This is a genomic window from Catellatospora aurea, from assembly GCF_042663325.1.
GTDB classification, from domain to species: domain Bacteria; phylum Actinomycetota; class Actinomycetes; order Mycobacteriales; family Micromonosporaceae; genus Catellatospora; species Catellatospora aurea.
The window spans coordinates 1-25,715 of sequence record NZ_JBHTAC010000013.1 but is presented as its reverse complement, the minus strand read 5'-3'; the positions used below and the strand labels follow the sequence as shown (position 1 = coordinate 25,715).

Sequence of the window (25,715 nt, the reverse complement as noted above, 5' to 3'; positions counted from 1 at the left end):
GATGAGAACTTTAGCCGGTCCGCAGAGGTCTTGACAAACCGGGGTCCCCCGGCGCGTCACGCAGCGGGGTTCTTCGCCAGCCCGGTGCAGCGTGCGGCCTGGTCAAGCCTGCCCTGGACGGCCTTGAGCGCCGCTCCGGTGACGGGCTTGGGCTGTCCGTTGTTCGCGACGACGCCGGGGGTGAACTGCCGGGTTTTGACCTTCCCGTCCTTGATCGTCACGGTCAGCAGGCCGGTGTCGGTGCTCTTGGAGGTGGAGTACCAGAGGAAGTTGCCCAGGCCGTAGTGCACGTAGGCACCGCCGAGGAAGCCGTCGGCGAGCAGCACGTGCGCGTGCGTACCGATGATCAGGTCGGCGCCGGCGTCGGACAGCGCCTTGGCGATGCTCTTCTGGTCGCCGTTGGGGCAGCCCTGGCCCTCGGTGCCCCAGTGCATGAAGGCGATCACCACGTCGGCCTGCGCGCGGGCGGCTTTGACGGCGGCGACGGACAGCTTGCGGTCGAACGCCATGGCGATGCCGGGCCGGGTGGCGGTGGGCTTCCACTGCTCCTTGAGCTCGTGGACCTGCGACAGGCCGATGACCGCCAGCCGGACGCCCTTCACGGTGACCAGGTGCGGGGCGTACGCCTCGGTGGTGTTGTGCCCCGCGCCCACGATCGGCATGCCGGCGGTCTTCGCGGAGTCGAGGGTGTCGAGCAGGCCGACCTGGCCGTAGTCGAGGGTGTGGTTGTTGGCGATGGAGACCAGGTCGATCCCGGCGGCCTGGATCGCCGCGTACGCCGTCGTCGGCGCCCGGAAGTGGAACTCCTTGGGCTGCGGGGTGCCCCGGTCGGTGACCGCCGTCTCCAGGTTGACCATGGCGAAGTCCGCGGCGCGCAGCTGCTCGGCGTACGGGCCGAAGGCGGTGTCGGGGTTCTTCAACAGGGGCAGGGTGCGCCCGGTGAAGTGCACGTCACCGGCGAACGCCAAGGTGATCTCCTCGGCCGGCGGGGCGCTGCTGGGCGCGGCGCTGTCGGCGGGCGCGGGCACCGGGGGTGTGCCGGCGGGCTGCCAGACGGCGGGCTCCTCGGCCGAGCAGGCCGCCAGGGCCGCGACGAGGGTCAGGGCGAGGGCGAGGCGCGCGGCGCGGGGGGTCGTCACGGCACGAGGGTACGGGCAGGTGAGGGCGTTTCGCATCACCGTCTCGACCGGGTTCGCGGCGCGCAGGGGGATACCCGGTGGCGGGGCCGTCGGACGACCCGCTAGAGTTCTGTCCTGTCAGGCAGCGGGCCGCGAGGTCGGCTGAGGGACATGCGGATGTAGCGCAGTTGGTAGCGCATCACCTTGCCAAGGTGAGGGTCGCGAGTTCGAGTCTCGTCATCCGCTCTTCTCCACCGCAATCGCCGGGACCCCACGGGTCACCGGCGATTCGCCTTTCTGCCCCCCGCCCGCCCCACCTGACCCCGCGCCGCGCCGCGCGACCCTGCCGCAACTCTGACGGACTTGCGGCCTCGGAACTGCCCGGTGGGCGCGACTTTTTAAGAGTTGCGCCGGGGAGCGGGCGGGACGCGCGGGGGAGGGGCGGGACGCGCCGGGGAGGGGTGGGACGCGCTGGTCAGGCGGGTGGGGTCTCGGCGCGGAGGTAGGTCGGTGGGACCTTGTCGGTGAGCCAGACGCCGTTGGCGCTGCGGTAGAAGGTGTGGCCGTCGGCGGCCATGGCGGCGGCGTCGACGATGAGGATCACGGGGGAGCCGTGGCGGCTGCCGACCTTGTGCGCGGTGCCCGTGTCGCCGGACAGGTGCACGTGGTGGCGCGAGCCGCGGTGGACGCCCTCGGCCATGATCGAGTCGAGGTGACGGCGGGCGGTGCCGTGGTAAAGCAGGGCGGGTGGGGCGACCGGGGTCAGCCCGAGATCCACTTCCACCGAGTGGCCCTGGCTGGCCCGGATGAGGTCGCCCTCGATCGCGAAGCGCTGCTTGTCGTTGTCGGCGACGACGGCGTCGAGGGTGGCGCGGCTGACGCCCTTGCCGTGGGCCCGCAGCGCGGCCAGCAGGGTGTCGATCGGCACCCAGCCGCCGGGGCCGAGGGTGATGCCGATGGTGTCGGGGCGGTGCCGCAGCACGTACGCCAGTTGCTTGCTTATCTTCTTCACGTCCATGTCGCGGCTCACGTTAGCCGCGCCCCGCGGATCAGTCGATCGAATAGGTCGCCGGGGGCACCCCTCCGCGGAGCCTGCCCGGCGCGTGTACGAGGCGGAGGTGCTGATGACCGACGCCGAGTCGTTCGACGAGTACGCGCGCTCCCGGCTGCCGATGCTCGGCCGGGTCGCGTACCTGCTCACCGGCGACGCCTACCTGGCCGACGACCTGGTGCAGCTGACGCTGCTGCGGTTGGCGTCGCGCTGGGAGCACGTGTCCGCCGCGCGGGAGCCGGACGCCTACGTGCGCCGGATCCTCTACACCCAGCATGTGTCCTGGTGGCGGCGGGTGCGCCGGGAGGCGCTGCCGGTCGCGGTGCTGCCGGAGCGGGCCGCCGCCGACTTCTCGGGCGATACGGCGACCGCGCTTGCGGTGCGGCAGGCGCTGGCCAGGCTCGCCCCGAAGCAGCGGGCGGTGCTGGTGCTGCGCTACTTCGAGGACTTGAGCGAGGCGGAGACGGCGGCGGTGCTCGGGGTCGCGGTCGGCACGGTGAAGAGCCAGACCAGGGATGCGCTGGCGCGGCTGCGGGTGATCGCCCCGGAACTGTCGGGGTCGCTGGTGGGGGTGAACCGGTGAGCGAGACGTTGCGGGAGGCGCTGCGGCGGGCCGCGGAGTCCGCGCCCGCGCCGCGGCTGGGCGAGCAGTTGTGGCGGCGGGGCCGCCGCCGCAGGCGGGTGCGCCGGGCGGTGACGGCGCTGGCCGGGGTGCTGCTGGCGGCGGGACTCGCGACGCTGCCGGGCCTGGTCGCGGGCGGGACGGGGTTGCAGCCGGCCGACGGCGGCTCGACTCCGGCGGCGCTGGGGCGGCCGTATCCGTGGCAGCTGTCGTACGAGCAGGACCTGAACGGGCCGGTGGTGGCGGCGTTCATCGACCCGGGCACGATCTACCTGGAGGCGACCGGGGTGCTGGTGGGCCGCGACGGCTCGTACCGGCTGTTCCCGATGAACCCGGGCGAGGAGTTCGGTTTCGTCTCGCCGGACGGCCGCTACCTGGCGCGCTGGTCCGAGATCGTGGATCTGACCACGGGGCGCAGCATCCCGACCGTGGACCGGGCCTTGCCGCTGGCGTGGTCGCCGGACGGCCGGCGGCTGCTGCTGGTCGTCGACCGCGACGACGGCTACATCGAGTACCGGGCCGACGGCAGCGAGAGCGACCCTTCGCACCCGGATGACATCGGGTACTTCGACCTGGACACCGGCAAGACGACGTTCCTGCTGACCACCGACGCGGACACCCCGGAGGGAGTGTTCTCGCCGGACGGGCAGCGGGTCGCGGTCACCACCGGCAAGCACTCCCAGCCGCAGCGGCTGGTGGTCGTCGACCTGGCCACCGGGACGCCGAACCTCCTGGACGAGCTGACCGACCGGCAGCGGCTGGCCGGGGAGGCGGCGTGGACGCCCGATGGCCGCTCGGTCGTGCTGCTGGCCTCGCAAGGGTGCGCCTGGGCGGACTGCGACACCGGCATGGGCAGCCTTCAGGGCTGGCGGATGCAGTACGTGGACCCGGTCACCGGCAAGGTCACCGACGGGGCCGGCGCCACACGCCAGGGCCGACCGGCCAGGCTCGTGGGCTGGCGGGACGGCGCACCGGTGTTCGTGCACTGGGGTGCCGACACCGACGAGCCGGAGAAGCTGGCGGTGGCCGAGGCGGACGGCTCGACACGGGTGCTGCTGACCCTGGCCGGGGGCTCCGGCGCGCTGAACGTGCCCCGGGACCTGGTCGAGCGCGGGACGTTCGCCAGCCACTCGGCGAACCCGCTGGCCGCCCAGCCGTGGGTGTTCGGCTGCCTGCTGGCCTGTCTGACGCCGCCGGTGCTGCTGGTGTTGCTGCTGCGCCGCCGTAGGCGGGCCGTACGGGCGGCAGCGGGGTCAGGGGTAGGGCAGGGTGCGGGGCCCGACGATCTGCGCGCCGAGGGCGGTGACACGGTCGCGTAGACCGCGGTCGGCGGTGGCGACGACGATGGTGGACCGCTCTGCGGTCTCCTGGCGTACCAGGTCGACGATGGCGTCGTCGCCGCTGCGGGGCGCGGCCAGCACGTGTACCCCCGGGGTGTCGGCGACGCCGCGGGCCGCGCCTTCGACGACGAGTACGACGTCCAGGGGGCCGGGCAGTTGCGGCAGGCCGGTGTCGGCGATGCGGGCGACCGCGTCGCGCAACCGGGTGGCGGCCCCGAGGCGGTCGCGCCACCAGCCGTCGGGCACGGAGCCGACGACGTTGGCGGCGTCGACGACGAGCAGCGGGCGGGGCTCGGGCGGGGTCACAGTGCCAGTTTCATACCCAGGTGCGTCGCCTCGAAGCCCAAACCCTCGTAGAAACGATGCGCGTCGGCGCGGGACCGGTCGGTGGTGAGCTGGACCAGCCCGCAGCCCTGGCTGCGGGCGTGGTCGATCGCCCACTGGACCAGTTGCCGGCCGGTGCCGTGGCCGCGCTGGTCGGCACGTACCCGCACGGCCTCGATCAGGGCCCGGCTCATGCCGCGGCGGCTCAGCCCCGGGATGACGGTGACCTGCAGCGTGCCGACAATCTCGCCGCCGCGTTCGGCGACGGCCAGCAGCTGGTGCGGGTCGGCGTCGATCGCGGCGAAAGCCATGGCGTACGCGGGATCGCCCGGGTCGCCCTCACGGGTCGCGCCGAGCGGGTCGTCGGCGAGCATCGCGACGATGACGGGCACGTCGGCGAGCACGGCCCGGCGAATCTCAAGATCATCCACAGGCGCGACGGTAGCAGAATGCCGACGTAGTGCGGACCCACCGTGGCGCGTGCCCTCTACGCTGGCGCGCATGGAACGTATCTCTCGTGTTTGGGCCGCGTTGGTGGCCGGTTTCCTGGCCAGCGTTCTCGTGCCCGCGGTCGCGTGGGCCGAGGAGTCCGGTGTCGCCGACGTGGTGCGCAAGAAGAAGGGCATCGGCTTCGGCGGCTTCGGGCTGTTCGGCGCGATCTGCTGCCTCGTGGTGGTCGCGATCATCGTCATCGCTGTCGTCATGGTGATGAAGCGCAAGAAGTGACACGACAGACGCCGGCGGGCGCGCGGGGCGCGTCCACCGGCGTCTGTCGTGGCAGGTCAGGCCGGGACGGAGCTGCGGACCATCGTCAGCACGTGCTCGACCAGCGTGATCAGCACGTTCTTCACCGACATCCGGTCGCGGGCGTCGGTGAGCAGCACCGGCACGTGGCCGTCCACGTCCAGCGCCTCGCGCACCTGCTCCGCGGTGTAGCGCTGGTCGTTGTCGAAGCAGTTGACCGCGATGACGAACGGCGTGTTGCGCTGCTCGAAGTAGTCGATCGCGGCGAACGAGTCGGCCAGGCGGCGGGTGTCGGCGAGCACGACCGCGCCGAGCGCGCCGGTGGCCAGCTCGTCCCACAGGAACCAGAACCGGTTCTGCCCGGGGGTGCCGAACAGGTACAGCACCAGGCTCGGGTTGATGGTGATCCGGCCGAAGTCCATCGCCACCGTCGTGGTGGTCTTGGTGGCGACCCCGGTGGTGTCGTCGGTGCCGACGCCCGCGGTGGTCAGCACCTCCTCGGTCCGCAGTGGAGCGATCTCACTGACCGCGCCGACCAGGGTCGTCTTGCCGGCGCCGAAGCCTCCGGCGACCAGGATCTTGAGCGCCTGGGGGACCGGTGCCGTCTCAGAGCGCACGGAGTCCATGGATCACCGCCTGCAGGGTTTCGACGTTGGGGAGATGGTCTGTGGGGGGAGGATCGTAGCGGGCGATCAGCCCGTCCGAAAGCAGATCACACAGCAGCACGCGGACGACACCCAGGGGCAGGTCCACCCGGGAGGCCACTTCGGCCACCGCGCGGGGCTCCTGGGTCAGCGCCAGGATCGCCTGGTGCTCCGGGCTGGGGGTGTCCGCGGCGAGCGTCGCCGTGGCCACCAGGTAGGTGATCAGGTCGAAGTCGACGGTGACGGGCCGGACCCGCCCGCCGGTGACCATGTAGGGGCGCACCACCGGGCCGGCCTCGTGATCCCACCAGGCCGGGCCTTCCTCGACACCGTCGAGCGGGTCAGTGGACATCGGTGCCCGGCCGGGACGGTGTGGCCAGGTGCGTGCCCACGCGGGTCGCCAGCATGGCCATCTCGTACGCCAGGATGCCCAGGTCGCTGTCCGGGTCGGCCAGCACCGCCAGGCAGGAGCCCTGCCCGGCCGTGCTCACCAGCAGGAACGCCTCCTCCATCTCGACGATGGTCTGGCGCACCTGGCCGCCCTTGAAACGCTGGCCGGTGGCGGTGGCGAGACTGGAGAACCCGGACGCGACCGCGGACAGGTGCTCGGCGTCGTCGCGGGACAGTCCGCTGGAGGCTCCGGTGAGCAGGCCGTCGACGGAGAGCACGACGGCGCAGCGGGCCTGTGGCACTCGGGCGAGCAGGTCGTCGAGCAGCCAGTCGGTCGCGGGTCGGGTCGTCGTCGGTACCACGTCAGGCACGTCCTTCCAGGGTGGAGCTGTCTTCCATACCGGCGCTGTCTTGCTGGGTCGGTGCGGTGGCGGGTTCGTCCCCGTCCGGGGTGCTCTCGGTGCTGGCCTTCGCACGCCCGCGCACGGTACCCGACTGGAACGCGGACATCATCGTCCGGACCTGGTCGGCGCTGCGCTGGCGGGGGACCGGGGCGGATTCGCCGAGCGAGATCGTGGTCTCCTCGGCGGCCGGGGCGGTCTCGACGGCCGCCTTGCGCACCCGCTTGGGCAGCACGGTGGTGGTCTCGTCGCCGCCGCCGTTGCCCAGGTCGACGGTCTGCTCCTCGACGGGGGCGGCCGGGGCCTCGACCGCGCGGGGCGCGCGCGGGGCGAAGATGCCCAGCGGCTCGCCCTTGTCGGTCGGGTCGGTCAGGGCCAGCTCGGCGGGGATGAGCACGACGGCCGTGATGCCGCCGTACGACGACGAGCGCAGCCGCACGGTGATGCCCTGCCGGGCGGCCAGCCGGGCGACCACGAGCAGGCCCAGGCGGGAGCTGCTGGCGGGGTCGAACGCTGGCGGCTCGGCGAGCTTGCCGTTGGCCTCGGCCAGCTCGGCGTCGCTCATGCCCAGGCCGCGGTCCTCCACGTGCAGGGCGAGGCCGTTGCCGACCTGCTCGGCGAAGACCCGCACCCGGGTGTGCGGCGGGGCGAACGAGGTGGAGTTCTCCAGCAGTTCGGCCAGCAGGTGGATGACGTCGCCGACGGCCCGGCCAACGACCTTCACGTCGGGCAGGCGGTCGATGGTGACCCGCTGGTAGTCCTCGATCTCGGAGGTCGCGCCGCGCACCACGTCGATGACCGGCACCGGGTGCCGCCAGCCGCGGCCGGGAGCCGCGCCGGCGAGGATGACCAGCGCCTCGGCGTGGCGGCGCATGCGGGTGGCCATGTGGTCGAGCCGGAACAGGTCTTCCAGCTCCTGCGGCTCGGTGGTGCGCCGCTCCATGCGGTCGAGCAGGGTCAGCTGGCGGTGCAGCAGCGCCTGCGAGCGGCGGGCGATGTTGAGGAAGACCTCGCTGATGCCGCGGCGCAGCACGGCCTCGTCGACGGCGGCGCGCACCGCGGTGCGCTGCACGGCGCCGAAGGCGTGGCCGACCTGGCCGACCTCGTCGGTGCCGACGGCGACCAGCGGCACGTCGGTCAGCGACGGGTCGTTGACCAGCGCGCCGGGCTGGCGCAGCGCGGCGATGGCGCGCGGCAGGCGCTCGTGGGCGACCTCAAGGGCCGACACCCGCAGGCGCTCCAGGCGGCGGACCACGGAACGGCCGGTGCGCAGGGCCAGGACCAGGGAGATCGCCGCGCAGAGCAGGCCCAGCAGGGCCGCGACGATGGTCTGTGCGAAGGCGGCGATGCCCAGCTCGTTGGCCAGGTCGGAGGTCGCGCCGGCGGCCGCGCCCTCGGTGGCGTCGAGCTGCTTGTAGATGGCGTCGTTGGTGCTGCGCCAGATCGCGGCGTCGATCAGGACCTTGCCGGGACGCGTGGTGGAGAGCGTCTCCTCCATGGCGTACAGGGTGCGGTAGGTCTCGCTGTCGAAGATCTGCCGGAACTGCTCGTTGTGCGGGGCCGGCAGTGAGCCGAGCGCCTCGTCGTGGACCTGGCGGCGGGCGCCGATGGTGCGCAGCAGGTAGTTCTGCTCGGTGACGGTGACCTTGCCGTCGACGACGACGCTGGTGATCACGGCGTCCTCGCGGGCCATCATCTCGCGGGAGCGGCTGATCGCGAAGATGCCGTGCGCGAGTTCGGCCAGGTCGGGGTCGGCCAGCTTGGTCATCGGGGTGAACGCCCGGTAGAGCGTGTCGACGATCGTGGAGTAGTCGCGCACCACCGAGGCGGGCTCGGCCTTGCCGCTGTCGACGTCCAGGCGCAGCTGGGGCAGCTTGTTCAGGGCGGCGACGAAGGCGTCGACGTTCTGGAGCTGGTCGGCGGGCAGTTCGTCGCGCAGCTTGCTGCTGCTCAGGCTGCCGCGGAACTGCTGCTCGCGCTCGTCGGTGGCCTTGCGCTGGTCGCCGAGCACGGTCGAGCCGGGCTTCTCGGCGACCGACAGCCGCCGCTCCTTCTGGATCTCGACCATGAGGCGCTCGCCGAAGCCGCCGAAGACCTGCTCGTAGTTGCGTGCGGCCAGCAGGTTCAGCGCGTCGCCCGCGCTGACGGCCACTCCGAAGACGGAGAGGCCGGTGATCGCCACCAATGGCACCACTGCCAGGGTCATGATCTTGGCGCGAATGCTCCAGCCACGGTTTCTCACACTGACCACGTCCAAGGTACGGCTCACCGCGACGTCACCATCGTGTCCCGGGGGCCAACCGGTGCACGAAGCGGAACCATGACACGCCACAGGTCGCTATCTGACAATGCCTCCGGGCAGTGAACCTAGTCGGCTCTTGAGTTCCTGTCCACTGCGGTGGATGTCCATTGTGGACAAGGTCACTTATGGCGATGGAGTGCTTGCTTTGGGTGCACCGGCTTGGCATGCCCGCCGGCCGCCCGGCACACTGTCGCACGGCATCGGCCACACATCTGGAGGATCATCGATGGGCGACATCGTCACCGTGGTCTCGGCGGCACTGTCCGTGCTCGGCGCGATCGTCGCCGGCGTCATGACCACCTGGTCGGCGCGCCGCAACGCCATGTTCGAGCACCGGCTGGCCGCCGAACGCCACGAGGCCAGCAAAGCCGAGCAGGCCCAGGAGGTGATCAGCCGGTACCGCGAGCCGCTGCTGCTGGCCGCGTTCAACCTGCAGTCCCGCCTGCACAACGCCGTCGGCGGCGTCTACATGCGCGAATACCTGAACCACCCGGACGAGGACGAGCGCCGCTACGCCCGCGACTACACCGTCTACGTGCTGGCCGACTACTTCTGCTGGGTCGAGATCATCCGGCGTGACCTGCGTTTCCTCGACCTCGGCGACGAGGACAGCAACCGCACCTTCCACCGGCATCTCAACCTCGTCGGCACCGCGTTCTCCTCGATGAAGCTGCCTGGCAACCACTTCCGGCTGTTCAAGGGCCAGCAGCGCGCCATCGGCGAGCTGATGATCGTCGCGACCAACGGCCGGGCCGACAGCATGACCTACCCGGCGTTCTGCTCGCAGCTGGACAACAACGACGAGTTCCGCCGCTGGTTCCGCCGGCTGGTCGAGGACGTCCCCGAGGTCGTGGCGCAGGACTGGGCGGGCAACGAGCGGCTGATCCGGGCCCAGCACGCGTTGATCGACCTGATCGACTTCCTGGACCCCGCGCGCACCCGGCTGCCCGACGACCGCGCCAAGTTGCTCGAACCGCCACCGGTGCAGCAGCCGGACCTGGCGATGCAGGCCTCGCCCGGCGGTGTCTGGGCCGGCCCGGGACCGGTCGCTCCAGGAACGGTGTAGCCCGAGGCGGTCCCGCGGCGGGCGACCATCGCCGCACCCGCCGGCGGCAACGGGAACGTCCGTCCGGCGCCGGACGGACCTCCCTCCCGCGTCCTGACACGACGCGGCACGGACACACCTGCGGCCACGTCTGGCCGCCGTGTGACGGATCAGCGGCCGGGAACGGCCGCGGTGTGGCGGAACGGTTCGGCGACCGGGAACAGTCGCAGTGTCGCGGGGCGGTTCAGCGGCCGGCCTGTCACTGCGCGGCCAGGTCCGGGCGTTGCGAAGCGTTCGGGTCGGCGGGCAGCACCGGCGGGGAACCGGCCGCCACCCAGGCCGCACAGACCGCGTCCGCGGCAGCCGTGGCCTGCGCGGGCGTCAGTCGCTCCGTGTCGACCAGGCAGGAGCCGCCGGTCACCGTCACCGTCAGCGTGCCGCCGGAGGCCAGCGGCAGCACCAGCGTGCCGCCCTCGCCCCAGCCCAGGTCCATCGGCAGCTCCGCCAGCGCGACCCCGGGCGGCAGCGCGCCCGCCACGGCGTCGACCGCGCTGCCCAGCGGGAAGCCCACGGCCAGCTGCGATCCGGCGTTCGGGTCGAACACCGGCTCCGCCGACGGCGACGGCTGCGCGGTGACCCGCGCGGGCGGCGCGCTCGGCCAGACCGCCACGGCGACCGCCCCGGCCAGCAGCGGCGTCAGCGCCAGCGCGCCGATCACCGCGTACCGGCGGTTGCGACGGCGCATCCCGCGCCGTTCGATGTCAGCCGTGCCGCCGGGCAGGTCCGGTTCGTCGGCGACCAGCGCGGCCAGGGCCGACCGGACGTCCTCGTCCTCGTTCATGTGAGTTCTCCTTCCAGGGCGCCGGAGCGTGCCAGCGCCTCGCGTAGGTGCGCCAGGCCACGGGAGGCCTGACTCTTGACGTTGCCCGTGCTGCACCCCAGCGCCGCCGCGGTCTGCTCGACCGACAGGTCCTCCCAGTAGCGCAGCACCACGACCGCCCGCTGCGACGGGTGCAGCCGCGCCAGCGCCCGCAGCAGGACATCGCGGGTGCCGTCGTCGTGCGGGTCGGCGACCGCCGTGTCGGGCAGTTCGGCGGTGGCCACCTCGCGCCGCCACTTGCGGCGGTGCGTGGCGAGGTAGCCGTTGACGAGCATGCGGCGCACGTACGGGTCGACGTCGCCGCCGGCCCGTACCCGCCGCCAGTGCACGAACAGTCCGGCCAGGGCGTCCTGGACCAGGTCGTCGGCCTGGTGCCAGTCCCCGCACAGCAGGTACGCCGTGCGGCGCAGGGCGGCCCGCCGGGAGCCGGCGTACTCGCGGAAGTCGTTCATCCGCCCTCCGGTAGGTGGTCTCGTTCGTGACTGTCGCTCATACCGACTCCATGCGAACTGATGGCGTGCGGGTTGCACGGGCCGCGACAGTCGTTGTCGGACGGGGTGGCTACGGTGGCGCGCATGTCCGAACCGACCGAGCCGCCCTGGACCGCCGAACAGGTCCAGGGGCTGGCCCCCGACGCGTCGAGTTTCGCCGCGGCCCGCAAACTCGCCGGGGCGTCCGGCTGGAGCGCCACCGGCCACGGCGGCACCCCGGCGGGGCTGTGGGGGCTGTGCAAGGGCAGCGGCAGCACGCCGTACCAGATCTGCGTGGATCTGGACGAGCCCGCCTACCGCTGCTCCTGCCCGAGCCGCAAGTTCCCCTGCAAACACGCGCTCGCGCTGCTGCTGCGCTGGTCGTCCGGCCAGGTCGCGGCCGACGAGCCGCCGCAGTTCATGACCGACTGGACCACCTCCCGCGGGGCCCGCGCCGAGAAGAAGGCCCAGCAGGCCGCCGCGCCGCGCACCGAAGCCCAGGAGCGGGCCGCGCAGCGCCGCGCCGACAAACGCGCCGAGTCCGTCGCCGCGGGCATCGCCGAGCTGCGCACCTGGCTGTCCGATCAGGTCCGGCACGGCATCGCCGGGCTCGACCAGGCCGGTTACCGCCCGTTCGAGCAGGTCGCGGCCCGGCTCGTGGACGCCCAGGCCCCGGGCCTGGCCGGTGCGGTGCGCCGCCTGGCCCCGGTGCCCAGCTCCGGGCCCGGCTGGGAGCAGCGCCTGCTGGCCGAGCTGTCGCTGCTGCACCTGCTGTCCGGTGCCGCCGCGAACCCCGAGGCGCTGCCCGAGGACCTGGCCGCGACCGTGCACAGCCGCGTCGGCCAGGCCGTGCCCACCGAGCAGGTCCTGGCCGGGGTGCCGGTGCGCGACCGGTGGCAGGTCGTCGGCACCCGCGACGAGACCGAGGACAAGCTGACCAGCCGCCGGGTATGGCTGCGCGGCCGCGACACCGGACGCCCCGCGCTGGTGCTGTCGTTCGCGATGCCGGGCCAGGCCCTGCCCGTCGACCTCGTGCTCGGCACCGAACTCGACGCCGATGTGACCTATTACCCCGGCGCGGCCCCGCTGCGGGCCCTGGTCGCCGCGCGCCACGGCGCACCCGCGCCGTGCCCGGCGCCCGGCCCGGCGCAGACCGTCGCGCAGGCGCTCGACGAGGTCGGCGCGGCCCTGGCCGGCGACCCGTGGCTGTTCCAATGGCCGGTGCTGCTGCGCGGCGTGCTCGCCCCCGGCAACCCCTGGCACCTGGTCGACCCCGACGGCGACGCGCTGCCCCTGGACCCGGCGCTCGGCGAGCCGTGGCGGCTGGCCGCCGTCGCGGGCGGACACGAGATCACCCTCGCCGCCGAGTGGGGACCCGCCGGGCTGCGGCCGCTCGCGGTGTACGACGGCACGGAGGTGGTCCGCGCATGACTCCTTATATCTATGGCGTGACTCGCGGCCATGAGCCGAAGGAGCAGCGCGCATGAACCTTGACCACACGAAACCGGCCGTCGGGCGTAAGGGGGGAGCAGGCATGAGCACGAGCATCTGGTCCGATCTGATGTCCAGCGCGCTCGTCGGCACCGACCGGCGCAGGCCGGTGCTGACCGGCGTGGACGGCCCGCTGTCCGACGTGCTGGATCCGCTCGGCACCGAACTGGACCCCGACGGGCTGCTGTGCGCCGCGGCCGCGGTGACCGTCGCCCGCCGCGCGGGGCAGGTCCCCGCCCGGCCGCAGCGCCCCGACCCGGCCGAGGCCGAGACCGCGCCGTACGCGTCGGCCGCCGCGCAGCAGCGGGTCGCGGCCCTGCTGTCCGGCGGGGACGCCGAACTGGACCGGACCACGACCCGGGAACTGGCCGGCGAGTGGCTGCGCATCGCCGCCGGGCGCGGCCTGCTCGCCGAGCCCGGCCTGCTGGTCGCGCTGCTGGACCTGGGCGGCTCCGACTCCTCGGTGCGCCCCGCGGTGCGCGCCGTCGGCGGAACGCGCCTGAACTGGCTGGCCCTGCAGGGACCGGGCCGCTGGGCCTGGGCCGCGCAGCCGGAGGACGCGGCGCAGCCCGCCGACTGGGACACCGGCCGGGCCGCCGACCGGGTCCGCCACCTCGGCGAGCTGCGCGCCCGCGACGCCGCCGCCGGGCGGGACCTGCTGCTGGAGGCGTGGCCGCAGGAGAAGGCGTCCGATCTGGCCGCGCTCATCGCCGCCTGCGCCGCCGGGCTCGGGCCCGACGACGAGCCGTGGCTGGAGAAGGCCCTCGACGACCGGCGCGCGCAGGTCCGCGAGGCCGCCGCGCGGCTGCTCGCCATGCTGCCCGGCTCGGCGTGGCGGCAGCGCATGGCCGAACGGGCCCTCGCATGCGTGCACGTCGCCGCGCGCAAGCTCGTCGCGACGGCGCCGACCGAGTGCGACGAGTCGATGCGACGCGACGGGATCAGCGTCAAACCGCCGCAGAGCGTCGGCGAGCGCACCCACTGGCTGCGCCAGATCATCGAGTACGCGCCGCTGGACTGCTGGACGGCGTTCGACGACACCCCGGCCGGGCTGCTCGGCCGCAAGTTCGACGACACCTGGGGCGCGGTGTTCCGGGCCGGGCTCAGCCGCGCCGCGATCACGCAACGCGACGGGGCCTGGGCCGCCGCGCTCATCCACGCGGAGCTCGGCCGCCGCGACATGAACGAGCTGCGGGAACTCGCCGCGGTCATGCCCGAGCAGGATCTGGCCGAGCTGATCGCCGCACAGCTGCGGCGCGAGGTCGACATCGCGACCCGGCTGCTCGACGTGCTCCCCACGCCGTGGGCCGCGCCTGTCCCCGAAGCCGTCCTGGAGTGCTTGGCCGACACCCAGCGCCGCCGCTCCGGCTGGTGGCAGCTGCTGCGCCACGCCGAATGGGGCTTCGACCCGGCGTACGCGCCGCAGGCCCGCGCCCTGCACGACTCCCTGCCGATCCCAGACCAGCAGCTGCTGGCCCGCTTCATCACCATGCTGCAGATCCGCCACGACATCCACCAGGAGCTCTCATGACCGCCACCCTCGACGCCACGCCCACGGTGCTGCGCCCGCACGCCGAGCAGCTCTACGCCGCCGAACTGGAGCAGCTCGCCGCGGCCGACGACCTGCCGCGCCCGCCCGGCTGGCGGCTGTCCCCGCAGGCCGTCGTGACGTACCTGCTCGGCGACGGCAAGGACGTCAGCGCGAAGTACATCGGGCCGCGGCGGCTGATGGAGGTGGCCGTGGCGACGCTGGCCACCGACCGGGCGCTGCTGCTGCTCGGCGTGCCCGGCACCGCCAAGACGTGGGTGTCGGAGCACCTGGCCGCGGCGATCAGCGGCGACTCGACGCTGCTGGTCCAGGGCACCGCGGGCACCCCGGAGGAGGCGATGCGCTACGGCTGGAACTACGCGCGGCTGCTCGCCGAGGGCCCGACCGCCGGTGCGGTGGTGCCCAGCCCGGTGATGCGCGCGATGCGCACCGGTGCGATCGCCCGGATCGAGGAGCTGACCCGGGTGCCGTCCGACGTGCAGGACACGCTGCTGACGATCCTGTCGGAGAAGACGCTGCCGGTGCCGGAGCTCGGTGAGGAGGTGCAGGCGGTCAAGGGCTTCAACGTCATCGCGACCGCCAACGACCGCGACCGGGGCGTCAACGAGCTGTCCAGCGCGCTGCGGCGGCGGTTCAACACCGTCGTGCTGCCGGTGCCGGGCACCGTCGAGGAGGAGGTCGAGATCGTTTCGCAGCGGGTTGCGTCGCTGGGCAGGGCGCTGGAGCTGCCCGCGGTGCCGGACGCGATCAGCGAGATCCGCCGCGTGGTGACCGTGTTCCGGGAGCTGCGGGAAGGGCTGACCGCCGATGGGCGTACCAAGCTGAAGAGCCCCAGCGGCACCCTGTCCACCGCCGAGGCGATCTCGGTGATGACCAGCGGCATGGCCCTTGCCTCGCACTTCGGTGACGGTACCGTGCGGGCCGCCGACGTCGCGGCGGGCATCCGCGGGGCCGTGGTCCGCGACCCCGTCTCCGACGCCGTGATCTGGCGGGAGTACCTGGAGACCGTGGCGCGTGAGCGCGACGGCTGGAAGGACTTCTACCGCGCCGCCCGGGAGGCGGAGTGAGCACCGACCGGGTGCACGTGTTCGGCATCCGCCACCACGGCCCGGGTTCGGCCCGGGCCCTGGTGCGGGCGCTGGACGAGCTGAAGCCCGACATGATCCTGGTGGAGGGGCCGCCCGAGGCCGACGGCCTGGTCGCGCTGGCCGCAGACGAGCGGCTCGAACCGCCGGTGGCGCTGCTGGCGTACCCGACCAACGCGGCCAAGGGCGAGCAGGGCCGCAACGCGTCGTTCTGGCCGTTCGCCGTGTTCTCGCCGGAGTGGCAGGCGCTGCGCTGGTCCGTCACCCACGACGTGCCGCTGCGCTTCTGCGACCTGCCCGCCGGCCACCGGTTCGCGGCCCGCGCCGCCGAACCGGCCGGCCCGCTGGACGGGACCGCCCCTGCGGCGGAGCCGCCGGCCACCGGTGCGCCTGCCGGTCAGGAGCCGACCGCCGCGCCGGGCGCGCCCGCTGCCGGGCCAGACGTCGCGACTGCCGGGCCGCAGCTGCCGACCGGGCCCGGGGAGCCGGGCACGGCCGCTGCCGACCCTGAGGAGGAGCTGCGGATCGACCCGATCGCCGGGCTGGCGCACGCGGCCGGGTACGACGACCCGGAGCGCTGGTGGGAGGACGTGATCGAGCACCGGCGTGACGTGCCGCCGTTCGAGGCCGTGGCCGAGGCGATGGCGGCGGTCCGCGAGGTCGCCCCGGCGATCGCCGAGGATCTGGTGCGCGAGGCGTACATGCGCCAGGCGCTGCGTGCCGCGCTGAAGGAGGGCCACCAGCGGATCGCGGTGGTCTGCGGCGCGTGGCACGTGCCCGCGCTGGCCGGCGACCTGCCGCCTGCGAAGGACGACGCGGCACTGCTCAGGGGCCTGCCGAGCATCCCGGCGACGGTGACGTGGGTGCCGTGGACGCACGGGCGGCTGGCGTCGTGGAGCGGCTACGGCGCGGGCGTCACCGCGCCGGGCTGGTACCACCACCTGTTCACCGCCGAAGACCAGCCGGTCGAGCGGTGGCTCGTCGGCGTCGCCGGGGTGCTGCGCGACGAGGACATCGCGGTGTCCAGCGCGCACGTCATCGAGTCGGCGCGCCTGGCCGACACTCTGGCCGTGCTGCGGGGACGGCCGGTGCCCGGTCTGGCCGAGGTGACCGAGGCGACCCGGGCGGTGCTGTGCGAGGGCGACGACACTCGTCTGGAGCTGGTGCAGCGGCGGGTCGTGGTGGGGGAGCGGCTGGGCGCCGTACCCCCCGACGCCCCCGCGGTGCCGCTGGCCCGCGACCTGGACGCGACCGCCCGCCGGTTGAAGCTCGCCCAGCAGGCCCTGGTCACCGACCACGACCTCGACCTGCGCAAACCGAACGACCTGGAACGCAGCCGGCTGCTGCACCGGCTGCGCCTGCTCGGCGTCGGTTGGGGCACCCCCGTGCAGCGCAAATCCGGCAAGGGCACCTTCTGGGAGTCCTGGCAGCTGCAATGGCACCCGGAGTACGCGGTCGACCTCATCGCCGCCAGCGCCTACGGCACCACCGTGGAGCAGGCCGCGACCGCCAAGGCCGTCGAGGCCGCCGCGGACGCCGACCTGGCCGCGCTGACCGGGCTGCTGGAGTCGTGCCTGCTCGCGCAGCTGCCCGACGCGCAGCCCGCGGTGCTACGGCAGCTGTCCGACCGGGCGGCACTGGACACCGACGTCGCGCAGCTCATGGCGGCCGTGCCAGCGCTGGCCCGCACCCTGCGCTACGGCGACGTCCGCGCCACCAGCACCGACGCGCTCGCCGAGGTGCTGACCGGCCTGGTCACCCGGATCCGGCTGGGCCTGCCCGGCGCGCTGACCGGCCTCGACGACGACGCGGCCCGCGCCACGCGCACCCACCTGGACACCACGCACGAAGCGCTGAGCCTGCTCGCCGAGCGGCTGCCGCTGCGCGCGGAGTGGCTGGACACCCTGGCCCGGCTCGTCGACCGGCCGGACCTGCCCGGCCTGCTCGCCGGCCGGCTGCTGCGGCTGCTGCGCGACGCGGGCACCCTCGACGCCGACGCCGCCGAACTGCGACCGCGCCTCGCGCTGACCGTCGGCGCGCCGCCGGTGACCGCGGCCGGGTACGTCGAGGGCTTCCTGTCCGGCGGGGGACTGCTGCTGGTGCACGACGAGGCGCTGCTGGCGCTGACCGACCGGTGGCTGTCCGGGCTGGCCCCGGACGTGTTCACGGCGGTGTTGCCGCTGCTGCGGCGTACCTTCGCGGCGTTCGCGGCCCCGGAACGGCGCGCGGTCGGCGAGCAGGTCCGGCGGCTCGGCAGCGGCGGCACGCGACCGACGTCCGATGTGGACGATTTTGAGCTGGACCCGGCGCGGGTCGGGCGGGTGCTGCCGACGCTGGAACTGCTGCTGGCAGCGGGAAGGGGAGCACGGTGAGCGACGACGAGCGGATGCGCCGGTGGCGGCTGGTGCTCGGCGGCGAGGGCGCCGAGGGCACCGGGGTCACGCTGGCCGGAGTGGACAAGGGCATGGACGAGGCCCTGGCCGCGCTGTACCGCGACGGCGGCGGTGAGGGAGGGTCCGGGCGCAGTGCCGGGCTGGGCGGCTCCGCGCCGAAGGTGGCCCGGTGGCTGGGCGACATCCGGCAGTACTTCCCGTCGACCGTGGTGCAGGTGATGCAGGCCGACGCGATCGAGCGGCTCAATCTGACCCGGCTGCTGGTCGAACCGGAGATGCTGGAGGCCGTCGAACCGGACGTGCACCTGGTCGGCACGCTGCTGTCGCTGAACAAGGTGATGCCGGACAAGGCCCGCACCACCGCGCGCATGGTGGTGGCGAAGGTCGTCGCGGAGCTGGAGCGCAGGGTAGCGCAGCGCACCCGGGCCGCGGTCACCGGCGCGCTCAACCGCGCTGCCCGGATCAGCCGCCCGCGGCACCGCGACATCGACTGGAACCGCACCATCCGCGCCAACCTCAAGCACTACCAGGCCGAACACCGCACCGTGGTGCCCGAGCGGCTGATCGGCTACGGCCGGTCCACCAAGGCGGTGCACCGTGACGTGGTGCTGTGCGTGGACCAGTCCGGTTCGATGGCGGCGTCGGTGGTCTACTCCGGAGTGTTCGCCGCGGTGCTCGCGTCGATGAAAAGCCTGCGCACGTCCCTGGTGGTGTTCGACACCGCGGTCGTGGACCTCACCGACCAGCTGCACGACCCGGTCGAGGTGCTGTTCGGCACGCAGCTGGGCGGCGGCACCGACATCAACCGGGCCATCGCGTACTGCCAGGGCCTGATCACCCGGCCCCGGGACAGCATCTTCATCCTCATCAGCGACCTGTACGAGGGCGGGGTGCGGGCGGAGATGCTGCGCCGTGTCGCGGCGATGACCGCCGCCGGGGTGCAGGTGATCGTCCTGCTCGCACTGTCCGATGAAGGCCAGCCTTCGTACGACCACAGCAACGCCGCTGCGCTGGCGGCGATGGGGGTTCCGTCGTTCGCGTGCACACCGGACGCGTTCCCGGAACTGATGGCGGCGGCGATCGAACGGCGCGACCTGCAACCGATCATCGAGAAGCTGGGTCGCTGAGCCGCGGATCAGCCACAACGCACGGACCCGGCCGCGCTGACCTGGGGAGGTTGACGGGCGCGGCCGGATCACACTGATCACACCGCTTGCCGGGCGTCCGGTCAAGTCCTCCGGACGTACGGGCCCCGCTGTCCGGAGCGCTCGGCCGCGCCGCTCACCGGTGGTCACGCGCCTGCTTCCGGCATGTTTCCGTGCGGTGTCAGCGGGTGCTGCGGCGATCTCAGCGCGTGGTGACGTATCCCCAGGCCTGGCTGACCACGTCGATGCCGAGGCTGTAGCGCAGCGTGGTGACGAGCACCGCGGCCACGAACACCAGCCCGGCCAGCCCGATCAGCAGGCGCACCAGTAGCGACTGGCGTTTGACCCACTCGGTCCAGCCGCGCACCTTGTCCTTGGTGAACTGCAGCAGGTGCCGCGCCCACACGAACTCGATCGCCCAGATCGCCAGACCGCCGATCACGATCAGCCAGCCCGGCCCCGGCAGCGGGATCAGCAGGATGCCCACCGCCACCACCACGGCGCCCAGCGCACCGATGATCACTTTGAGGACGGCTGCCCCGGTCGGATTAGCCCGAACGGTCTGATGCGCTATCCGCGCCCGGTCCCGCCAGGTGCTGGAATCCCGCGGAAAGTCCGGTTTGTCGCTCATCTCCCCACCCTTGTCGCCCATGTCGCCGGGGTCGCGGAATCACCCGTCACCAACCCCGATGACTGGACGTTACCGGAGTGTGTCGACGGTCTTGGCCGGCATCGCACGATCGGCAATACCGGGCAAAAGCACGGCATCTTACTCCCTGTGGTGGGTCCGTGCCCACGTAATCAGCGATCTTCCCGCTATCGGGTGAGATCGTAAGATGACGGAGCGTATAGGGGAGGGTCACCTTGAGTATGGGAGGGGCGGGGCGGTCAAGCTCCGCCGCAGTGCCGGGGGGAGTACGTCCATGAGTGCTATCCGTCCTACGACCGTCGAGGTCGAGACATCGTTGCGGCTGGTCGCGCCCGACGCGACCTCGCTTCCGGTGCGGGCGAGTCTTCGCTACGACCCGGTCGACCCGTACGCGGTGCATGTGCTCTTCCACGCCGAATCCGCCGGCGGCGAGGCGGTGAGCTGGTCGTTCGCCCGTGAACTGCTGGTCACCGGACTCGACGAGCCGGCCGGCATCGGCGACGTGCGGGTCTGGCCCTGGGCCACCCCGCGCGGCGACTTCGTCGCGCTCGCCCTGTCGTCGCCCGACGGCAACGCGCTCTTCGAAGTCCCACGAAGCGTGCTCGTACGCTTCCTGCGCCGCACCTACGTCGTGGTACCCCGCGGTCGCGAGACCGACCACCTCGACGTCGACGCGGCGGTCAACCGGCTGCTCGCCGGTCGATGATCAGCAGCTGACCAGCGACGGTCAGCCCTGATGATCACTCCCTGAACCAGGCAACTCCGACCGGACACCCGGTCAGCACTCCGACGAGGTGCTCGCGATGAGCACCTCGTCTCGTGCTGTTTCGGGGGGTTTGTCGGATGCGACACGCGGGAGGGGTACCGAGATGCGGACGGTGCCGCGGGTGCTGTAGAGTTCCATTCCGTTGCGGGCGATTGGCGCAGCGGGAGCGCGCTTCCTTCACACGGAAGAGGTCACTGGTTCGATCCCAGTATCGCCCACCAATATATGCAGGTCAGAAGCCGTATGAAGGGAAACCTTCATACGGCTTCATCGATTTTATGGGACTTTTCTGCTCCATTTGTAATGACTCACCAGTCAGATAGCCGTTACCGGCTTGCGATGTCTGCCCAGGTTGCGGGCCCTGTGGCTATCGGCCACCTGGACCGGTGACCTCTTCCCCTTCATGATCGGCACCTCCTCAGGCGTCCACCAGCGGGCACCGCTGTCCTGCCAGCGCCGCTGCAACGCCTCCAGCAGCGGCGGCTGCATCGCCTCGGTGACGTGGGAGTACACCCCGGCGATACCCGGCATCGCGTGCCCGAGCCGCTGGTTCTTGAGCACCTCCGGGATCCGGTCCTCGTCCATCCACGTGCGGTGAGCATGCCGCAGGTCGTGGAACCGCAACCCGGCCAGGATCGGCGCCCAGCCCCGGTCGGCCCGGCCGTCGCAGGCCGGCCGCCAATAGCGCTGGACATAGGTCGTTCGCCACATCCAGTCCCCGTCGCCGATGCAGAACACCGTGCCGTGCGGATGCGCCGCCAGCAGGATGCCCAAGCCTTCGACGAGGAACGGCGTCAGTGCGATCTGGCGCACCGACGCCGCCGTCTTCGGGTCGCCCAGCCATCTGTCGCCGCCCTCCTCGTGCAACGCGCCGACCTTGGGCACGACGTCGATGACGCCGGTGTCCAGGTGCACGTTGCGCCGGTCCAGGCCGAGCAGCTCGCCGATCCGAGCCCCGGTGTAGGCGGCCGTGACGACGAGGGTCCGGGTGATCAGGTCGGGCATCCGGGAAGCGATCTGCCACACCTGCCCGGGTGTCGCCACCGGCCGTGGCACGGCGATGCCGTCGCGCAGCCGGAGCCTCCCGGTGGGGTCGAAGTACAGGTAGTGCTCCTCGATCGCCTCCCGCAACACGAGCCCGAGCAGTGTCACGACCGACCGGACACTGACCGGAGCCAACCTCGCCCGCAGGTCGAGCGCGAAGGCTTTGACGTCGTTGCGGCTGATCTCGTCCAGGTGCTGGTCGCCGAAGCGGGGCAGGATGTGCACCCGCAGCATCGACTCATACCGGGCCAGGGTCACCGGCCCGGCCGTGTGCGAGGGCAGCCACATGCCCACCCACTGCCGCAAAGTCGGAGCGGGCACATCAGCCAGGTGCCGGCGGATCTCCCGCCGCGCCGCGGCCAACTGGGCAAGCCGAGCGACTGCTTCGGCCTCGGTCGGGTACGTCGAGTCGGTGACGGTCCGGCCGCGGTGCCGACGCCGCACCCGGAAACTGCGCCCGGTGTTCTCCATCCACGCCATGATGATCACCTCCTGATCGCCGTCGGAGCGCAGACGGCAGGCATCGGCCTGGAGGCTGGTGTCTCGGGGGTAGCGCCGGCTTCCGGCGGTCCTTCTGATCAGGCTATGCCCCTTGCGGCGGCAGGGATCTTACGAGCTGATTACCGGTCGGAGCACCAGAGTGCAGGCCCTGCACCACCTTGGCGTACAGGCGACCGAGCCTGCTGCTCGCCCAAAAGTGTGCAACTCGGTGCACCCGTGGAACGGTAGATTCGCGGCGTGGACCGTGATCAACTGATCGAGTTGTTGGGTGGCGAGGGTGAAGCCTTCCTGGCCTGTCGCCGCGCGCTGTCGTCAGGAGCGCGGTTCTGGGTCGATGCGGACGCGCTTCGGGCGTCGCACTTCCTGGCGATCTACCGCAGGCGAGAAGAAGGTGTCCGGCGAGCCGGTATCCCGGTTCTCGGGTTCGCCGCGGCGGTCGACGCCTTGCGTGCTCACGGCGAACGGCCGTTGCGACTCGGTGCCGTAGACCTCACCGACGGCACGTATCACTTCCAGCTCTTCCTCGACGAGGATCTCACCACGGTCGTGGCGTGCCTGGGTGTGGATCAGACGCTTGGGCGGTCGGTCATCGGCGGGTGATGCGCGCCGTTGGGGGTAAGCGGCCTGTCCGCGCCGGGCGGTGCAAGGAAGTCGCGCGACGGCAGGGCGGCAGAGAAGGCAGAATCGTCGGCCATGACCATCGCCGCCCCGGTGTCCGAGTTCCTGGTACTGCCGCCGCGCCTGGACGACACCGCTGCGCTGCTCGCCGCAGCGGCTCGGCGTCGAGGCCTGGCGGTGGAGCAGTTGGCCGGCCCGGTGGTGCCGGACCGGCGTCGGCACGCTCCTGGCGGGCATCTCTACGGTGGACCGATCTTCGCTGGCGCGGTTGCCGCAGACCTCGACCTCGTGCTGCTTGAGCCGGCCGATGACTGGCTGGCCCGGCTGCCGTATGAGTACTCCCGCCGCGAGATCGCCCTCACCACACTTGGTGAGGCGCGCTGGTCCCGTACACCGATGTTCGTCAAACAGCCCCGCGACAAGACGCTGCCGGCCGGCGTATACGCCGACGGCTCCCGGCTGCCCGGCGACCACACCCTTTCCGCTGACACTCCGGTGCTGGTCGCCGACATCGTGACGTTCCTGGTGGAGTACCGGCTGTTCGTCCTCGACGCCACAGTCCACGCCGCCAGCCGCTACGCGGTCAACGGTCGGCTGGACCCGGCTCCCATCGGCGCCTGCCAGCATCGCGACGCCGTGCTCGACTTCGCCGAAAGTCTGCTCAAGGGCTGCGCGGACAGCCTGCCCAGCGCCGTCGTTGTCGACGTCGGCCTGGTCAGCGACGCCGACCGCGGCGACGAGCACTGGGCTGTGGTCGAGGCGAACATGGCCTGGTTCAGCACGAGCTACGCCGCCGACCCCGACCGAGTCCTCGACGTGGTGCTCCGCGCGGCCGGACCGCGCGACCGCCTCACCGCCCGCGACCAGGTGTTCACCAAAAATCCCACCACCTCTGGCTGACTAGCGCGCCACGGCATACTCCATGTATCAGCTCGCCCTGCGATGGACAGGGAGAAGCTAATCTGCGAAGAGCGCTGCAAGTCTCGGCAGGCGCCGCCGGACCTCGTCGGCGTCCTCGAAGTCCCAACCCGGGCCGAGCTCGGGATACCGGCCAGTGACCGGACAAGGCAGCTCGATACTGCCCGTCGCGGCCTCGTAGGCGTCCCACACGACGCCATACATGGACTCGCATTCCAGGTCCTCGCCGTCGGCCGCGACGCGCTGGACCGCTAGCAGTTCCGCGAGCGTGTCGGGATCGGCGACGGCGAGTTCGAACGTCTCCCGCCCTTGGGCCAGCAGCCATCCGCGGAAGTACTCGAAGCCGTCGTCGGAGCAACCGCCGTTGATCAGATAGGCGGCCTGCCAAAGCTCCCACCGGTACGAACGGGCGCGTAGATCCCACAGCGGCCGTGCCAATGCCGCGATCTGCTCAGGCGGTAGCGCGCTCAGCAGTGCCAGCGTCCGTTCGGCGACTTCCTCAGCGTCCGAGGAGTCGCCCGCGGACTGCCGCGCCTTGGCCACGATGGTCCAGAACTCGTCGACGCTCACGACACCGGAGTATGGCAGTGCCCTGGGACATCAGCCTGAACGCCACGAGCGCTGCGTGAAGGCACTTGCCGGGTCGGCGGGCCACGTCCTCGTCGGCCGGGTCTGGCATGATCGGCCGGTGACGCAGGGGTGCCGGAGGTCGTGCTCGCCGAGGCGTACCGCCATCACCGTCAGCAGGTGAATCTGGCGCTACGCCGACCCGGCATGTATGGCAGAGACGAGGCCGGCCCGCGGCTGCTGATGGAGGCGCTCGCCGTCGTCGACAACCGCCTCGCGGACTGGACAGCGGAGTGCGACGGCCTGCGCTCGCGCGGCGCGTTCACCGCGACCGGCGTGGCGGGTGCTTTCGTTGCCTTGGTTCCCGAACAGGTCCGGCAGACCGCGGCGGCCGCCGTTTATGCACAGATCGCCCACCGGCTCGGCTGGCTGGACCTCGATCATGCTCTGCCCGCCGAGAGCTATCACCGGCTTGCCGCCGAAGTCCAGGACTGGACCGGACAGGACCGGACTCTGGCCGAAGTTGTCGACGCGTTCGGGCCGCCCTCCTTGTGGATCGGTGGATCGAACCGGCTGTACCCGAAGTCGCTGTGCTACACGACTGCGACCGGGGAGGACCTGGTCTGTTTCCACCTGGACGGCGCGGCCATCCCGCAGCAGGGTGAGCAGGAACAGCACAGCGTCGATGGCGAGCCCGCGTTGCTCGCGGTCGGGCACCGGCCCGGCCGGTTCCTCGACTCGTTCTCCTTCACCCCGCAGGGCCGCCGCCGTCAGCCCGCTGACGAGCCGTGTGACTCGACGCCGCCACGGATCTGAATCTTCCACGGCGACCGTGCACGCTACGCCTCTGGGGCGTTCGTGACCCGGGAAGACGGCCTCGCGTGGGCAGCTGCCCACGGGCTCACCGGCGTCCTGGCCGAGTGTCCGGTCGGTGGTGGCTACGACATTGCGGTACGCGAAGGCCGCTTCCGGTCCACGAAGCCGCACCATGGGGGACCGGCCCACATCGCCGGGTTCTCGCCTGGCCTGCGTCATGTCCACGTCGTCGACGGCAAACCACATGGCTGATGAGTTCAAGCCCATGGTGTTGCTGACGACCGTGAGGTGGCTGCGGTGGTGATCGGCGAAGTCGGCGACTGGCCGGTGGGGGAGGACCTCGACGACCTCGCGGCGTACGCGATGGCCCAGGGCGCTGAGGGCTACGAGGTTCACGAGGTGCGGTTGTGCCGGTGCGCGGCGTGCGGCGGTCAGGTCTTCGGTGTACACGGTGACCTTGAAGAACGTGCTGCCAAGCGGGTCTGCCGCGGCTGTGGTGCGGAGCATTTCATCGCCGACAGCGGCGGGTACTGGGACGACACCCGGTCGGCGGTCATGGTCTGCGAGTGTGACGGTGACGGTGACGAGGAAGACTTCAACGTCGCGGTGGGCTTCTCCCTCTACGCCGCCAGCGGCGGGATCCGCGCGCTCGCGATCACGAGCCGATGTGTCGCGTGCGGGCGGCTCGGCTACTGGGACGACTGGATGATCCGCGGTGGCGACATGCACCTTCTGGATCTCGCGTAGGACTTCCGCTGCCCTGTGCTGCCGCTGCCTGTCTGCTGTGTCTGTCAACGGCCATCGTGAGGTCGCCACTGGTGGCCAGCGAATGTCGCCACCTG

General features: G+C 72.1%; 28 protein-coding genes and 2 tRNA genes. 17 read left to right on the top strand and 13 right to left on the bottom strand.

Features of this window, described 5'->3' with window-relative positions; genetic code table 11:
• Positions 1–56: 56 nt before the first annotated feature.
• Positions 57–1,139, bottom strand: a complete 1,083-nt coding sequence (locus tag ACFQO7_RS14925; protein ID WP_376806883.1) for a CapA family protein — start codon at positions 1,137–1,139, stop codon at positions 57–59.
• A gap of 152 nt (positions 1,140–1,291) precedes the next feature.
• On the opposite strand from ACFQO7_RS14925, the gene ACFQO7_RS14920 reads away from it, so the two are divergent.
• Positions 1,292–1,364 (top strand) — tRNA-Gly (locus ACFQO7_RS14920).
• Between the two features lie 229 nt (positions 1,365–1,593).
• On the opposite strand, the gene ACFQO7_RS14915 is transcribed toward ACFQO7_RS14920, so the two are convergent.
• Entirely contained in the window at positions 1,594–2,136 is a 543-nt protein-coding gene (locus ACFQO7_RS14915; RefSeq protein ID WP_376807030.1) for an RNA 2'-phosphotransferase, read from the bottom strand.
• A gap of 106 nt (positions 2,137–2,242) precedes the next feature.
• On the opposite strand from ACFQO7_RS14915, the gene ACFQO7_RS14910 reads away from it, so the two are divergent.
• Complete coding sequence (locus ACFQO7_RS14910) at positions 2,243–2,752, top strand: SigE family RNA polymerase sigma factor (protein ID WP_376806882.1); 510 nt, start codon at positions 2,243–2,245, stop codon at positions 2,750–2,752.
• On the top strand, positions 2,749–4,110 hold the full coding sequence (locus tag ACFQO7_RS14905; RefSeq protein ID WP_376806881.1) for a TolB family protein: 1,362 nt from the start codon (positions 2,749–2,751) through the stop codon (positions 4,108–4,110). The genes ACFQO7_RS14910 and ACFQO7_RS14905 overlap by 4 nt, the downstream gene beginning before the upstream one ends.
• Here ACFQO7_RS14905 and ACFQO7_RS14900 read toward each other — a convergent pair.
• Together ACFQO7_RS14900 and ACFQO7_RS14895 are read right to left on the bottom strand one after the other, a co-directional pair.
• On the bottom strand, positions 4,045–4,437 hold the full coding sequence (locus ACFQO7_RS14900) for a hypothetical protein (protein WP_376806880.1): 393 nt from the start codon (positions 4,435–4,437) through the stop codon (positions 4,045–4,047). The two genes, ACFQO7_RS14905 and ACFQO7_RS14900, sit on opposite strands and share 66 nt — an antisense overlap.
• On the bottom strand, positions 4,434–4,886 hold the full coding sequence (locus ACFQO7_RS14895) for a GNAT family N-acetyltransferase (RefSeq protein WP_376806879.1): 453 nt from the start codon (positions 4,884–4,886) through the stop codon (positions 4,434–4,436). Before ACFQO7_RS14895 ends, ACFQO7_RS14900 begins: the two co-directional genes overlap by 4 nt.
• A gap of 70 nt (positions 4,887–4,956) precedes the next feature.
• Here ACFQO7_RS14895 and ACFQO7_RS14890 point away from each other — a divergent pair, with 70 nt between their 5' ends.
• Positions 4,957–5,181 (top strand): hypothetical protein, encoded by a 225-nt coding sequence (locus ACFQO7_RS14890; RefSeq protein ID WP_376806878.1) that lies wholly within the window; start codon positions 4,957–4,959, stop codon positions 5,179–5,181.
• A 56-nt stretch (positions 5,182–5,237) separates the two neighbouring features.
• Here ACFQO7_RS14890 and ACFQO7_RS14885 read toward each other — a convergent pair whose 3' ends face one another.
• The 4 genes from ACFQO7_RS14885 to ACFQO7_RS14870 are packed head-to-tail and all read right to left on the bottom strand — an operon-like array spanning position 5,238 to position 8,840.
• Positions 5,238–5,825 carry a GTP-binding protein gene (locus ACFQO7_RS14885; protein WP_360528798.1) on the bottom strand — a complete coding sequence of 196 codons (588 nt, stop codon included), beginning with the start codon at positions 5,823–5,825 and terminating at the stop codon, positions 5,238–5,240.
• Positions 5,806–6,195: a DUF742 domain-containing protein gene (locus tag ACFQO7_RS14880; RefSeq protein ID WP_360528801.1), complete on the bottom strand. Its 390-nt coding sequence runs from the start codon at positions 6,193–6,195 to the stop codon at positions 5,806–5,808. The genes ACFQO7_RS14885 and ACFQO7_RS14880 overlap by 20 nt, the downstream gene beginning before the upstream one ends.
• Positions 6,185–6,595 carry a roadblock/LC7 domain-containing protein gene (locus ACFQO7_RS14875; RefSeq protein WP_230686981.1) on the bottom strand — a complete coding sequence of 137 codons (411 nt, stop codon included), beginning with the start codon at positions 6,593–6,595 and terminating at the stop codon, positions 6,185–6,187. Before ACFQO7_RS14875 ends, ACFQO7_RS14880 begins: the two co-directional genes overlap by 11 nt.
• Before the next feature lies 1 nt (position 6,596).
• On the bottom strand, positions 6,597–8,840 hold the full coding sequence (locus tag ACFQO7_RS14870; protein WP_376806877.1) for a sensor histidine kinase: 2,244 nt from the start codon (positions 8,838–8,840) through the stop codon (positions 6,597–6,599).
• 322 nt (positions 8,841–9,162) lie between these two features.
• On the opposite strand from ACFQO7_RS14870, the gene ACFQO7_RS14865 reads away from it, so the two are divergent.
• Positions 9,163–10,002, top strand: coding sequence for a hypothetical protein (locus ACFQO7_RS14865; protein ID WP_376806876.1), 840 nt, complete (start codon positions 9,163–9,165; stop codon positions 10,000–10,002).
• Positions 10,003–10,240: 238 nt separating this feature from the next.
• Here the strand turns inward: ACFQO7_RS14865 and ACFQO7_RS14860 are convergent, their stop codons facing one another.
• Both ACFQO7_RS14860 and ACFQO7_RS14855 read right to left on the bottom strand, forming a co-directional pair.
• Positions 10,241–10,822 (bottom strand): hypothetical protein, encoded by a 582-nt coding sequence (locus tag ACFQO7_RS14860; protein ID WP_376806875.1) that lies wholly within the window; start codon positions 10,820–10,822, stop codon positions 10,241–10,243.
• Positions 10,819–11,313: a SigE family RNA polymerase sigma factor gene (locus ACFQO7_RS14855; RefSeq protein ID WP_376806874.1), complete on the bottom strand. Its 495-nt coding sequence runs from the start codon at positions 11,311–11,313 to the stop codon at positions 10,819–10,821. Before ACFQO7_RS14855 ends, ACFQO7_RS14860 begins: the two co-directional genes overlap by 4 nt.
• A gap of 123 nt (positions 11,314–11,436) precedes the next feature.
• On the opposite strand from ACFQO7_RS14855, the gene ACFQO7_RS14850 reads away from it, so the two are divergent.
• From ACFQO7_RS14850 to ACFQO7_RS14830, 5 genes are all read left to right on the top strand, one after another.
• Positions 11,437–12,762: an SWIM zinc finger family protein gene (locus ACFQO7_RS14850; RefSeq protein WP_376806873.1), complete on the top strand. Its 1,326-nt coding sequence runs from the start codon at positions 11,437–11,439 to the stop codon at positions 12,760–12,762.
• Positions 12,763–12,865: 103 nt separating this feature from the next.
• Positions 12,866–14,353, top strand: a complete 1,488-nt coding sequence (locus tag ACFQO7_RS14845) for a DUF5691 domain-containing protein (RefSeq protein ID WP_376806872.1) — start codon at positions 12,866–12,868, stop codon at positions 14,351–14,353.
• Complete coding sequence (locus ACFQO7_RS14840) at positions 14,350–15,438, top strand: ATP-binding protein (protein WP_376806871.1); 1,089 nt, start codon at positions 14,350–14,352, stop codon at positions 15,436–15,438. Before ACFQO7_RS14845 ends, ACFQO7_RS14840 begins: the two co-directional genes overlap by 4 nt.
• Complete coding sequence (locus ACFQO7_RS14835) at positions 15,435–17,828, top strand: DUF5682 family protein (protein WP_376806870.1); 2,394 nt, start codon at positions 15,435–15,437, stop codon at positions 17,826–17,828. The genes ACFQO7_RS14840 and ACFQO7_RS14835 overlap by 4 nt, the downstream gene beginning before the upstream one ends.
• Complete coding sequence (locus ACFQO7_RS14830; protein WP_376806869.1) at positions 17,825–18,976, top strand: VWA domain-containing protein; 1,152 nt, start codon at positions 17,825–17,827, stop codon at positions 18,974–18,976. The genes ACFQO7_RS14835 and ACFQO7_RS14830 overlap by 4 nt, the downstream gene beginning before the upstream one ends.
• 220 nt (positions 18,977–19,196) lie before the next feature.
• Here the strand turns inward: ACFQO7_RS14830 and ACFQO7_RS14825 are convergent, their stop codons facing one another.
• Positions 19,197–19,625, bottom strand: a complete 429-nt coding sequence (locus ACFQO7_RS14825) for a TIGR02611 family protein (RefSeq protein WP_376806868.1) — start codon at positions 19,623–19,625, stop codon at positions 19,197–19,199.
• A 292-nt stretch (positions 19,626–19,917) separates the two neighbouring features.
• Between ACFQO7_RS14825 and ACFQO7_RS14820 the strand changes: the two genes are divergently transcribed.
• Entirely contained in the window at positions 19,918–20,349 is a 432-nt protein-coding gene (locus ACFQO7_RS14820) for an SsgA family sporulation/cell division regulator (RefSeq protein WP_120318938.1), read from the top strand.
• Between the two features lie 206 nt (positions 20,350–20,555).
• Positions 20,556–20,630, top strand: a tRNA-Val gene (locus ACFQO7_RS14815).
• A gap of 94 nt (positions 20,631–20,724) precedes the next feature.
• Here ACFQO7_RS14815 and ACFQO7_RS14810 read toward each other — a convergent pair.
• Positions 20,725–21,933, bottom strand: coding sequence for a tyrosine-type recombinase/integrase (locus tag ACFQO7_RS14810; protein WP_376806867.1), 1,209 nt, complete (start codon positions 21,931–21,933; stop codon positions 20,725–20,727).
• A gap of 258 nt (positions 21,934–22,191) precedes the next feature.
• Between ACFQO7_RS14810 and ACFQO7_RS14805 the strand changes: the two genes are divergently transcribed.
• Both ACFQO7_RS14805 and ACFQO7_RS14800 read left to right on the top strand, forming a co-directional pair.
• Positions 22,192–22,554 carry a hypothetical protein gene (locus tag ACFQO7_RS14805; protein WP_376806866.1) on the top strand — a complete coding sequence of 121 codons (363 nt, stop codon included), beginning with the start codon at positions 22,192–22,194 and terminating at the stop codon, positions 22,552–22,554.
• A gap of 93 nt (positions 22,555–22,647) precedes the next feature.
• A complete protein-coding gene (locus ACFQO7_RS14800) occupies positions 22,648–23,472 on the top strand; it encodes an ATP-grasp domain-containing protein (protein ID WP_376806865.1) in 825 nt (274 codons plus the stop codon).
• Positions 23,473–23,529: 57 nt separating this feature from the next.
• On the opposite strand, the gene ACFQO7_RS14795 is transcribed toward ACFQO7_RS14800, so the two are convergent.
• Positions 23,530–24,060, bottom strand: a complete 531-nt coding sequence (locus ACFQO7_RS14795; protein WP_376806864.1) for a DUF4240 domain-containing protein — start codon at positions 24,058–24,060, stop codon at positions 23,530–23,532.
• 129 nt (positions 24,061–24,189) lie between these two features.
• Between ACFQO7_RS14795 and ACFQO7_RS14790 the strand changes: the two genes are divergently transcribed.
• Genes ACFQO7_RS14790 through ACFQO7_RS14785 form a run of 3 tightly spaced genes read left to right on the top strand, consistent with a single transcriptional unit; the run spans position 24,190 to position 25,620 of the window.
• Positions 24,190–24,873: a hypothetical protein gene (locus ACFQO7_RS14790; RefSeq protein WP_376806863.1), complete on the top strand. Its 684-nt coding sequence runs from the start codon at positions 24,190–24,192 to the stop codon at positions 24,871–24,873.
• Entirely contained in the window at positions 24,874–25,125 is a 252-nt protein-coding gene (locus ACFQO7_RS37790) for a DUF7710 domain-containing protein (RefSeq protein WP_465252385.1), read from the top strand.
• Between the two features lie 45 nt (positions 25,126–25,170).
• Positions 25,171–25,620 (top strand): hypothetical protein, encoded by a 450-nt coding sequence (locus ACFQO7_RS14785; protein WP_376806862.1) that lies wholly within the window; start codon positions 25,171–25,173, stop codon positions 25,618–25,620.
• Positions 25,621–25,715 lie beyond the last annotated feature (95 nt).

What these genes read in the sequence shown, in the direction of transcription:
- ACFQO7_RS14915 (WP_376807030.1), bottom strand. Translation starts at nt 2,136, where the DNA reads ATGGACGTGAAGAAGATAAGCAAGCAACTGGCGTACGTGCTGCGGCAC.
- ACFQO7_RS14910 (WP_376806882.1), top strand. Translation starts at nt 2,243, where the DNA reads ATGACCGACGCCGAGTCGTTCGACGAGTACGCGCGCTCCCGGCTGCCG.
- ACFQO7_RS14890 (WP_376806878.1), top strand. Translation starts at nt 4,957, where the DNA reads ATGGAACGTATCTCTCGTGTTTGGGCCGCGTTGGTGGCCGGTTTCCTG.
- ACFQO7_RS14885 (WP_360528798.1), bottom strand. Translation starts at nt 5,825, where the DNA reads ATGGACTCCGTGCGCTCTGAGACGGCACCGGTCCCCCAGGCGCTCAAG.
- ACFQO7_RS14880 (WP_360528801.1), bottom strand. Translation starts at nt 6,195, where the DNA reads ATGTCCACTGACCCGCTCGACGGTGTCGAGGAAGGCCCGGCCTGGTGG.
- ACFQO7_RS14870 (WP_376806877.1), bottom strand. Translation starts at nt 8,840, where the DNA reads ATGACCCTGGCAGTGGTGCCATTGGTGGCGATCACCGGCCTCTCCGTC.
- ACFQO7_RS14865 (WP_376806876.1), top strand. Translation starts at nt 9,163, where the DNA reads ATGGGCGACATCGTCACCGTGGTCTCGGCGGCACTGTCCGTGCTCGGC.
- ACFQO7_RS14860 (WP_376806875.1), bottom strand. Translation starts at nt 10,822, where the DNA reads ATGAACGAGGACGAGGACGTCCGGTCGGCCCTGGCCGCGCTGGTCGCC.
- ACFQO7_RS14855 (WP_376806874.1), bottom strand. Translation starts at nt 11,313, where the DNA reads ATGAACGACTTCCGCGAGTACGCCGGCTCCCGGCGGGCCGCCCTGCGC.
- ACFQO7_RS14850 (WP_376806873.1), top strand. Translation starts at nt 11,437, where the DNA reads ATGTCCGAACCGACCGAGCCGCCCTGGACCGCCGAACAGGTCCAGGGG.
- ACFQO7_RS14845 (WP_376806872.1), top strand. Translation starts at nt 12,866, where the DNA reads ATGAGCACGAGCATCTGGTCCGATCTGATGTCCAGCGCGCTCGTCGGC.
- ACFQO7_RS14840 (WP_376806871.1), top strand. Translation starts at nt 14,350, where the DNA reads ATGACCGCCACCCTCGACGCCACGCCCACGGTGCTGCGCCCGCACGCC.
- ACFQO7_RS14825 (WP_376806868.1), bottom strand. Translation starts at nt 19,625, where the DNA reads ATGAGCGACAAACCGGACTTTCCGCGGGATTCCAGCACCTGGCGGGAC.
- ACFQO7_RS14820 (WP_120318938.1), top strand. Translation starts at nt 19,918, where the DNA reads ATGAGTGCTATCCGTCCTACGACCGTCGAGGTCGAGACATCGTTGCGG.
- ACFQO7_RS14810 (WP_376806867.1), bottom strand. Translation starts at nt 21,933, where the DNA reads ATGGCGTGGATGGAGAACACCGGGCGCAGTTTCCGGGTGCGGCGTCGG.
- ACFQO7_RS14800 (WP_376806865.1), top strand. Translation starts at nt 22,648, where the DNA reads ATGACCATCGCCGCCCCGGTGTCCGAGTTCCTGGTACTGCCGCCGCGC.